At 44.2% G+C, this 8,638-nt stretch carries 8 protein-coding genes; 4 read left to right on the top strand and 4 right to left on the bottom strand.

Annotated elements, in window-relative coordinates:
• Positions 1 to 17 precede the first annotated feature (17 nt).
• Complete coding sequence (locus VP98_RS14140; RefSeq protein WP_046176047.1) at positions 18 to 1,163, bottom strand: DEAD/DEAH box helicase; 1,146 nt, start codon at positions 1,161 to 1,163, stop codon at positions 18 to 20.
• Between the two features lie 110 nt (positions 1,164 to 1,273).
• On the opposite strand from VP98_RS14140, the gene VP98_RS14135 reads away from it, so the two are divergent.
• Positions 1,274 to 1,474, top strand: a complete 201-nt coding sequence (locus VP98_RS14135; RefSeq protein ID WP_046176046.1) for a hypothetical protein — start codon at positions 1,274 to 1,276, stop codon at positions 1,472 to 1,474.
• Positions 1,475 to 1,500: 26 nt separating this feature from the next.
• On the opposite strand, the gene VP98_RS14130 is transcribed toward VP98_RS14135, so the two are convergent.
• Together VP98_RS14130 and VP98_RS14125 are read right to left on the bottom strand one after the other, a co-directional pair.
• Positions 1,501 to 2,121, bottom strand: a complete 621-nt coding sequence (locus VP98_RS14130; RefSeq protein WP_046176045.1) for a DNA-3-methyladenine glycosylase — start codon at positions 2,119 to 2,121, stop codon at positions 1,501 to 1,503.
• Positions 2,075 to 3,310 (bottom strand): DUF2254 domain-containing protein, encoded by a 1,236-nt coding sequence (locus VP98_RS14125; protein ID WP_052712253.1) that lies wholly within the window; start codon positions 3,308 to 3,310, stop codon positions 2,075 to 2,077. The genes VP98_RS14130 and VP98_RS14125 overlap by 47 nt, the downstream gene beginning before the upstream one ends.
• 116 nt (positions 3,311 to 3,426) lie before the next feature.
• On the opposite strand from VP98_RS14125, the gene VP98_RS14120 reads away from it, so the two are divergent.
• The 3 genes from VP98_RS14120 to VP98_RS14110 all read left to right on the top strand — a co-directional run bounded on the left by VP98_RS14120 (position 3,427) and on the right by VP98_RS14110 (position 7,063).
• Positions 3,427 to 3,756, top strand: a complete 330-nt coding sequence (locus VP98_RS14120) for a DUF948 domain-containing protein (RefSeq protein WP_046176044.1) — start codon at positions 3,427 to 3,429, stop codon at positions 3,754 to 3,756.
• Between the two features lie 151 nt (positions 3,757 to 3,907).
• Positions 3,908 to 5,338: a sodium/proline symporter PutP gene (gene putP / locus VP98_RS14115; RefSeq protein WP_407919222.1), complete on the top strand. Its 1,431-nt coding sequence runs from the start codon at positions 3,908 to 3,910 to the stop codon at positions 5,336 to 5,338.
• Between the two features lie 78 nt (positions 5,339 to 5,416).
• On the top strand, positions 5,417 to 7,063 hold the full coding sequence (locus VP98_RS14110; RefSeq protein WP_046176042.1) for a glutamine--tRNA ligase/YqeY domain fusion protein: 1,647 nt from the start codon (positions 5,417 to 5,419) through the stop codon (positions 7,061 to 7,063).
• A 62-nt stretch (positions 7,064 to 7,125) separates the two neighbouring features.
• Here the strand turns inward: VP98_RS14110 and VP98_RS14105 are convergent, their stop codons facing one another.
• A complete protein-coding gene (locus tag VP98_RS14105; RefSeq protein WP_046176041.1) occupies positions 7,126 to 8,607 on the bottom strand; it encodes an alpha-amylase in 1,482 nt (493 codons plus the stop codon).
• Positions 8,608 to 8,638 lie beyond the last annotated feature (31 nt).

Below are 8,638 nucleotides of genomic sequence, written 5' to 3'. Positions count from 1 at the left end.
AGAGCAGCCTTTGTTTTTTATTTTTTCGCCGGGAAGGCTTTTCCTTTGAAAAACTCATATTTCTCCAGTTCTACCCCGGCCTGCCGGGCAATTCTTTTTAATTCTTTTTCCTGAAACTCGCTTGTAATTAATGTAATAACCGTTCCATCTTCTCCGGCACGCCCTGTTCTTCCTGAACGGTGTGTATACTCCCGTACATTATGCGGGGCTTCAAAATGAAGAACATGAGTTAATCCTTTTACATCAAGCCCGCGCGCTGCCACGTCTGTCGCAAACAAAAGCGGTGCTTTTCCGCTTCGGAAGTCACGAATAGCCTTTACCCGCTCTTCTTTGCGGAGTTCACTGTGCAGTACGCCGTTTTTCATGCCTTTGAATAACAGCTTTTCCGACATGACATTTACATCGGTGATGTCTTTTACAAATGCCAGCATCCGCTCCGGCTCAAATGCACGCATTACTTTTTCAATCATTTGCTGCTTTTCTTTCCAGGTGCATGTGAAATAAAGGTGGCGCACTATTCCTTCCTGCGGCAGGCTTTCTTTTTTAATTTGAATAACTTCTGGATCGTTCATAAGCTCCTTTGCTTTTTGCTCTGCAGCAGACGGAAGCGTCGCAGAAAACAGGGCAAGCTGCCGGTCTTTTTGGGTTGCTTTAATAATGGACTGGACCGGCTCGAAAAGAGCGGTTGTAAATAACTCATCTCCCTCGTCGAGTACAATGAATTTCACTTCATGCATTTTCAATTTTTTCATCTGTATAAGCTCAAGCAGCCGCCCGGGCGTACCGCAAATAATATGCGGCGGCTTTTTCAAGCGGTCCGTCTGGCGTTTAATATTGGCACCGCCGATCATACCGGCAGAGGTAATTACACCATTGCCGAATGTGCGGATTTCTTCCTGTATCTGCATAATCAGCTCACGTGAGGATGCCATGACAACAGCCTGTACTTGATTGCGTTTCGGGTCGATTTTTTGAAGCATCGGCAAAACATATGCCAGGGTTTTGCCTGTTCCTGTCGGCGACTCCGCGATCACGTCACGCCCGTCCAATAATAAAGGAATGGTTTTTTCCTGAACCGGCATCGCCTGCTTAAAGCCCGCTTTCTCCCATGATTCTTGTAGAAACGGCTGCAATGATGATAAAAAAGCTGGTTGTGTTGACATAAAAGCTCCTTCTTCTTTTTCATTTTTGTCTATTATCCATTTTTTTCAGATGTTTAACAATGACAAAATAAGGTTAAAGGACAAAAAATGATTTCTTAGGAGGAATCTCAATGGATAAAAAGCTTGACCGGGGCAAAATGGACAATCCAGAAAACTTGAATACAGACAAAGAAAGCATATACGATAAGTTTGAAGAAGAGCAAAATGTAGATACTGTTCCACTCGAAGATTTAAAAATGGAACAGCGTGAAGAAAAAAATAAACATGATACAAAGAATTCTTCCTCAAGTGAAGAAAAATATCCAGACTAAAAGCAGCGGCCGAGAAGCCGCTGCTTTTATCTTGATACATATGGATTTCCCGCGACCCAGAAACGCCATGGATAGTGTTTGGCTTCCCCGCTGTTTGGAATCCCGATTCTAGGACCGGTCATAATTTTCTCAGGCGCGAATCCCGGCGCTATATAAATAGGCGGCTTATCAAATCGTCTCCCGTAATCAGTCATATGAATACCGAGTGCTTTTGTTAATTTTCCAGGACCGCTTGTTAAGTTTTTCATTGCTGTGCCGCCGCGGCGCTCTGTCATCAGCTCAATTCCATCGTGCGGTTCAACCGCTCTTATCAGGACGGCTTCTGGTTCCCCTATTTCCCCGCTGACCACATTGACAAGGCAGTGCGTATGCATTAAATACGTATATACATGCCCTGCTTCTGCGAACATGATTTCCGTACGCTTCGTCCGCCTGTTGTTGTAGCTGTGTGCTGCCTGGTCCAGCGGCCCTCTGTACGCTTCCGTTTCGACAATATAGCCTGAAGCGGTGCCTTCCTCTGTTTCCTTAATTAAAAGACATCCGAGCAGATTTCGTGCCAGTGTGAGTGTTGGCAATTTAAAAAACGCCTCGCCAACCGGCTTATAGCTGCTCGAACCGTTCAGTAATTTTTCGCCGGTCTGTCTCATTTAAAATATCCTCCTCTACTTTCGCCCGCACATAATCACCAAAATGGCGGGCTTTTTCTTGGATAGCCGGGTTGTTCCCGTGTGAAATCATTTCCAGCGCATCAAAAACAGCTAAAAGTACAGAAACACGATCCCGTCCCGAGTAGCAGATTTCATAAAATGTTTCATATAAAATCTCTTCAAACGGACGCTGCGGTATAATAACCTTCTGTTCACAGACAATGTATTTTCCGTCCAGCCGGCTTGCTTCAGCAAGAGCCATACCAATATGCCGAATGCCGTCAATAGCTGTATTGGGATCATTGGCGCCCGGTGCAAGTGCCCGAAGTGTAATTTCTGAAAGTTTTTGAATGGCAAATTCCAGATCCTGAACAGGAATTCTTTCTTCTCCTGTTTTTATATACTCACGGATATCACTTTCAATTGGCTGCGTGGAGTACAATTGAGCAATAGGGGTATCTTTTACGACAAATGCACCAATTGGCTTTGTTAACTCAACCACACACTGATGCTTTTCAGCAAACGCTAGAAGCTTTTCGACTTCATACAATTGTATATACCCCCTTTTTCCAGAAATGAGCCGTTCTGGTTTTTTATCCGTCAAATTGGGACGAATATCTATCCGGTCTCCAACCTGCTCTAATTTCCCGATCAGTTCCATCGCTTCATCAGCCAGCCTGTCAATTAGCTTTGTGACTTGAATGGAGTTAGCTACATGCTGCAGAAAATGAGCAAAAAAGACCAGACAAATAAGGGCAATACACACTCCAACCGCTGCCGAAATAACGGGATCATCGTTATTGACTTCGCGAATAAAAAGCAGAGAAAACATAGAATAAACAAAGCCGCCCATGAAAACACCGAGAACCCGTAATGTTACTTTATCATGGATAAAATTCTGTAAAATACGCGGTGAAAATTGTCCTGAATAAGTGGTCAACACTACCATTAATGTGGAGAAGGTAATCGATGTCATAGTCAGCAGCGATCCGGCAATCGAGCCAAGAATCGTTTCAGTTAACGATGTGCTTGTCAGCAGCCGGTCCGGCACAACTTTTTTTACTGTTTCATAATGAGAAATATCTATCCAAATAACAATGCTTGCCAGCAACAGCGCCACAATGCTGTATATACCCGGGACAATCCATATGTGCCTGGACAATGCCAGCCTGGTTCGCTCTTTCAGCATACGATCACCTCTCCTTTCTTTTTTCCGTTTTCACCGTTTTCCAAAACATTTTCTGTTACTTTTCCGCGCATTCAGGGTACAGTAGAAAAAAGCACTAATTTTCAGGAGGTTATGTTATGGAATGGATTGGCTGGCTCAGCCTTGCAGTTTTTGTCGCTGCATTGATTTTTCTTGCGATCTCAGCTGTCAAAGCATTTAAATCAATGAAGCCAAAAATTGATCACTTAAAAGCAGTGCAGCAGCGCATTCAAAAAGAAACGGATAAAATCAAAGGAGAAACCGATGAATTAAATGTTCACAAGGAGCATATTATGGCAGATGTTGACCATGCAAAACAAGCTGTTACATTAACCGTAAATGAAACAAAACAGCTTCCGCAAAATGCAAAGTTTTTAGCGAAAACAGCTGTTGATCCAGGAAAAAATAAAAAAATGGCAAAAGCCTGACATAGTAACAATGAAAAGCCTTTCAGCCTTCCGCTGAAGGGCTTATTTTTTTTTACATTTTCTTTAAGTTCGTTATAATGGGTACCGTTACGCAAAAAACAGAGAGGATGTCGTGATGGATTATTTATTGTTGATTTCGATTGTGATTTACATGGCCGGCATGCTGTTTATTGGATGGTTCGCGTATAAAAAAACCTCCAATTTAACAGACTACATGCTTGGAGGCCGTGGGTTAGGACCGGCTGTAACGGCTCTTTCCGCCGGCGCGTCAGACATGAGCAGCTGGCTTTTAATGGGCTTGCCCGGTGCCATGTATTTAACCGGGATTAGCTCGAGCTGGATTGTGTTTGGTTTAACACTCGGTGCATGGGCGAACTGGCTGTATGTAGCGCCAAGACTGCGCACATATACAGAGATAGCGAATGACTCGATTACCATTCCAGGCTTTTTAGAAAACCGTTTTGACGACCGATCAAAAATGCTGCGTCTTGTGTCTGGTATTGTTATTCTCGTGTTCTTTACGTTTTATGTATCTTCCGGTATGGTTTCCGGCGGTGTATTATTTAATACAACATTCGGATTAGAGTATCGGACTGGATTATTTGTCGTTACAGGAATTGTGGTTGCTTACACATTATTTGGCGGATTTCTTGCTGTCAGCTGGACTGATTTTGTACAGGGGATTATTATGATTACCGCGCTGATTTTAGTGCCTATTGTCGTTTTAATAGAAATCGGCGGCCTCAATACGGCAGTTTCAGAAGTGCGGTCAATTGATCCAAAAATGCTCAATATTTTTGAAGGACAAAGCCTGCTTGGCATTGTGTCATTGTTCGCATGGGGACTCGGCTACTTCGGTCAGCCGCATATCATCGTCCGTTTCATGGCGATCACGTCTAGAAAAGATGTGAAAACAGCGCGCCGGATCGGCATGAGCTGGATGATTTTCTCTACAATTGGCGCAATGTTCACCGGTTTTCTCGGCATTGCTTACTATTCAATGAACGGTTCAACATTGGAAGATCCGGAGACCGTTTTTATTGCTCTAGGTGATGTGCTGTTCCATCCTATTATTACCGGCTTTATTCTTTCTGCAATCTTGGCTGCTGTCATGAGCACCATTTCATCACAGCTTCTGGTTACATCAAGCTCGCTTACTGAAGATTTATATAAAACCTTTTTCCGCCGCAATGCTTCTGACAAAGAACTTGTTTTTCTCGGCCGTTTATCGGTGCTGATCATTTCCATAATCGGGCTGGCGCTTGCGTGGGAGAAAAATGAAACTATTTTGGAGCTTGTCAGCTATGCATGGGCAGGATTTGGCGCTGCCTTTGGACCGGCGATTTTGCTGAGTCTTTACTGGAAACGCATGACCAAATGGGGGGCACTGGCTGGAATGATTATTGGTGCCGTGACTGTTATTGTCTGGTCAAAAATCCCGGCTCTGGCCGATCTTTTATATGAATTAATTCCAGGCTTTGCTCTTTCTCTTGCTGCCATCGTCGTTGTCAGCCTGCTGACGAAAACCGAAGGCATAACAACGGAAAGGTTCGATGAATTTGCCGCGAAAATGAAAGAATAGTGTCCAGCCCTTTCTTTCACGCGGTCAGTGAAATATAATAAACATACATGACCTTAACAGAGAAAGGCTGGTATCACCTTGGAACAATCATCCAATTTTATTCGAACGATTATTAAACAGGATCTGGAAACAGGCAAGCGGGATCATGTTATTACCCGCTTCCCGCCTGAGCCAAATGGTTATCTTCATATTGGACACGCAAAATCAATTGTCATCAACTTCGGGCTTGCCGATGATTTTGGAGGCAAAACAAATTTGCGTTTTGACGATACAAACCCTTTAAAGGAAGATCAGGAATATGTTGATTCCATTAAAGAGGATGTTTCCTGGCTCGGATACGAGTGGGACGCTCTTCACTATGCATCTAATTATTTTGACGAAATGTACGCACGGGCCGTTTTGCTTATCAAAAAAGGCCTTGCTTACGTGGATGATTTGTCGGCAGATGAAATTCGTGAATACCGCGGAACGCTGACAGAGCCTGGTAAAGAAAGCCCTTATCGGACCCGCCCGGCTGAGGAAAATCTTGATTTATTTGAGCGAATGAAAAATGGCGAATTTGCAGATGGCACAAAAGTTCTTCGTGCGAAAATCGACATGGCCTCACCGAACTTAAATTTACGCGATCCGGTTTTGTATCGTGTTTCCCACGCTTCTCATCATAATACAGGTGATGCATGGTGCATTTATCCAATGTACGACTTTGCCCACCCGCTTGAAGATGCGATTGAAGGCGTCACGCACTCTCTGTGCACAACAGAATTTGAGGACCACCGTCCGCTTTATGAATGGGTTGTCCGTGAATGTGAAATGGAGGCGCAGCCGCAGCAAATCGAATTTGGCCGTTTAAATCTTACCAATACTGTGATGAGTAAACGAAAGCTAAAGCAGCTGGTTGATGAGCAGCATGTAGATGGCTGGGATGATCCACGTCTTCCGACTATTTCCGGTATGCGCCGCCGCGGGTTTACACCTGAAGCGATTCGCGAATTTGTAAAAGAAACCGGGGTTTCTAAAGGATCAGGTGTTGTAGATTCAGCGATGCTCGATCACTTTGTCCGTGAAGATTTAAAGCTGAAAGCACCGCGTACAATGGGAGTTCTTCGTCCATTAAAGCTTGTGATTACAAACTATCCAGAAGGCCAGGTCGAGTGGCTTGATGCAGAAATCAATCCGGAAAATCCGGAAATGGGCACGCGCAAAATTCCGTTTTCCCGTGAAATTTACATTGAACAGGAAGACTTTATGGAAGAGCCGCCAAAGAAATATTTCCGCCTTTTCCCTGGCAATGAAGTCCGCTTAAAGCATGCTTATTTTGTAAAATGCGAAAACTTTATCAAGGATGAGAATGGAAATGTAGTGGAGATCCATTGCACATATGATCCACGCACAAAAAGCGGCTCGGACTTTAACGAACGAAAAGTGAAAGGCACCATTCACTGGGTCGATGCATCGCATGCGGTCCCAGCCGAGTTCCGTTTATATGAACCGCTGATTCTGGACAACGAAGAAGAAGCGGAGGAAAAAACATTCCTTGATTATGTAAATAAGCAGTCACTTGAAGTACTAAATGGATTTATCGAGCCGAACTTACAAGAAGTTAAGGCACAGGAAAAATTCCAGTTTTTCCGCCACGGCTATTTTAATGTTGATCCAAAGTATTCAACGCCTGGCAAGCCGGTCTTTAACCGTGTTGTTTCATTAAAAAGCTCGTTCCGTTTATAATCAAAAAAGCAGCCTCCTTTTGCAGGAGAGCTGCTTTTTTGTGGCGTCAGCGTTCACTCCCGTTATTCTTTTGGCTTTACATCCTGTTCCGGCAGGGCCCATACCGATACACTTCCCGGATTTACCGGGAACGTTGCAAAGCCGTCTTCTTCAATGGTAATGATCTCCTGACGGTTATTCAGCAGATCTACCCAGTGTTCGCCGGCACGTGCCGCCCCAACAAACATCCGTTTCTCTCCGCCTTCCTCACTGTTATTAATCACCACCGCACAGCCCGAGCGCTCGATAGCTTTTAAACCGTGGCGCACCCAGCCGATAGTGTTCGGATGGTCAAAGTAGTCATCCTGCTTTCCGTACGCTTTATGAAGACGGCTGTAGAGGAGCGGATCAATTGCTTCTTTTTTCGCTTCTACGGGATGCTCACCGCCAATTCCGTAGTAGTCGCCGTAAAATACACATGGATATCCGTCCCGGCGAAGCAGGATCAGCGCATAAGCACTTTGCTTAAACCAATCAGCCAAAAAAGATTCAAGCGATTCGCCCGGCTGCGTATCGTGATTGTCTACAAAGGTAACTGCGTTTTGCGGGAAGCTCTCAACGACTGTTCCCTCAAAAATTTTACATAAATCGTATGCCGCTCCTTCTTGCGATGCACTGTATAAATTGTATTTAAGCGGCACATCAAATAAATGAATACGCCCGTCTGTTTCTTCAATCATACTGGCATAGGACTCGATTTCTGAAACCCAGAGTTCTCCAACGAAAAAGAAATCATCGCCGCGTTCTTCTTTTACTTGTTCTGTAAACTCGTCAATAAATTTGTGATCGATATGCTTGATAGCATCTAGGCGGTATCCGTCACAGTTAAGAGTGTCTGCCAGCCATTTCCCCCAATTGATCACTTCTTCACGTACTGCCGGATGGCGATAGTCAATATTGGCAAACATTAGATAATCGTAATTCCCAAATTCATCGTCTACATTTTCATTCCAGTTTTTATGCTCGCCTTCAATCCGGAAAATTCCTGTCCGGTCTTCCCTGGCATCAAAATCCGTGCCGTTAAAATGATCGAATGTCCATATAAAATCAGAGTATTTACCTTTTCGCCCCGGAAACGTAAACTTCGTCCATCCTTCAATATCGAATGGTTTTTTTGAAATAACTTTTTTTCGATTGTTCTGATCTACTTCCACAACCGCAAACGTTTCCGTTTCATCCGCTCCCGCTTTATGATTCATAACCACATCCACATAAACATGAACCCCTGCTTCGTGGCATGCTTTTATCGCATTTTCCAATTCTTTTTTCGTTCCGTATTTGGTTGGTATTGTTCCTTTTTGATTAAATTCACCGAGATCGAATAAATCGTACACACCGTAACCAGTGTCTTCCGCTGACTGCCCTTTGGTAACCGGCGGAACCCAGACGGAACCGATGCCTGCCTTCTTTAATTCCTTCGCCCGCTCCTCCAGCCTTCTCCAGTGCTTGTGATCGGCAGGCAAATTCCACTCGAAAAACTGCATCATTGTACGATTTCGCTCCATTTTCATCTCTCCTGTCTTCTATTTGTGAAAA

It is taken from the genome of Domibacillus indicus, from assembly GCF_000970685.1.
GTDB lineage: Bacteria > Bacillota > Bacilli > Bacillales > Domibacillaceae > Domibacillus > Domibacillus indicus.
Note: the sequence above shows the minus strand (reverse complement) of the source record. Positions and strands in the feature narration are given on the sequence as shown.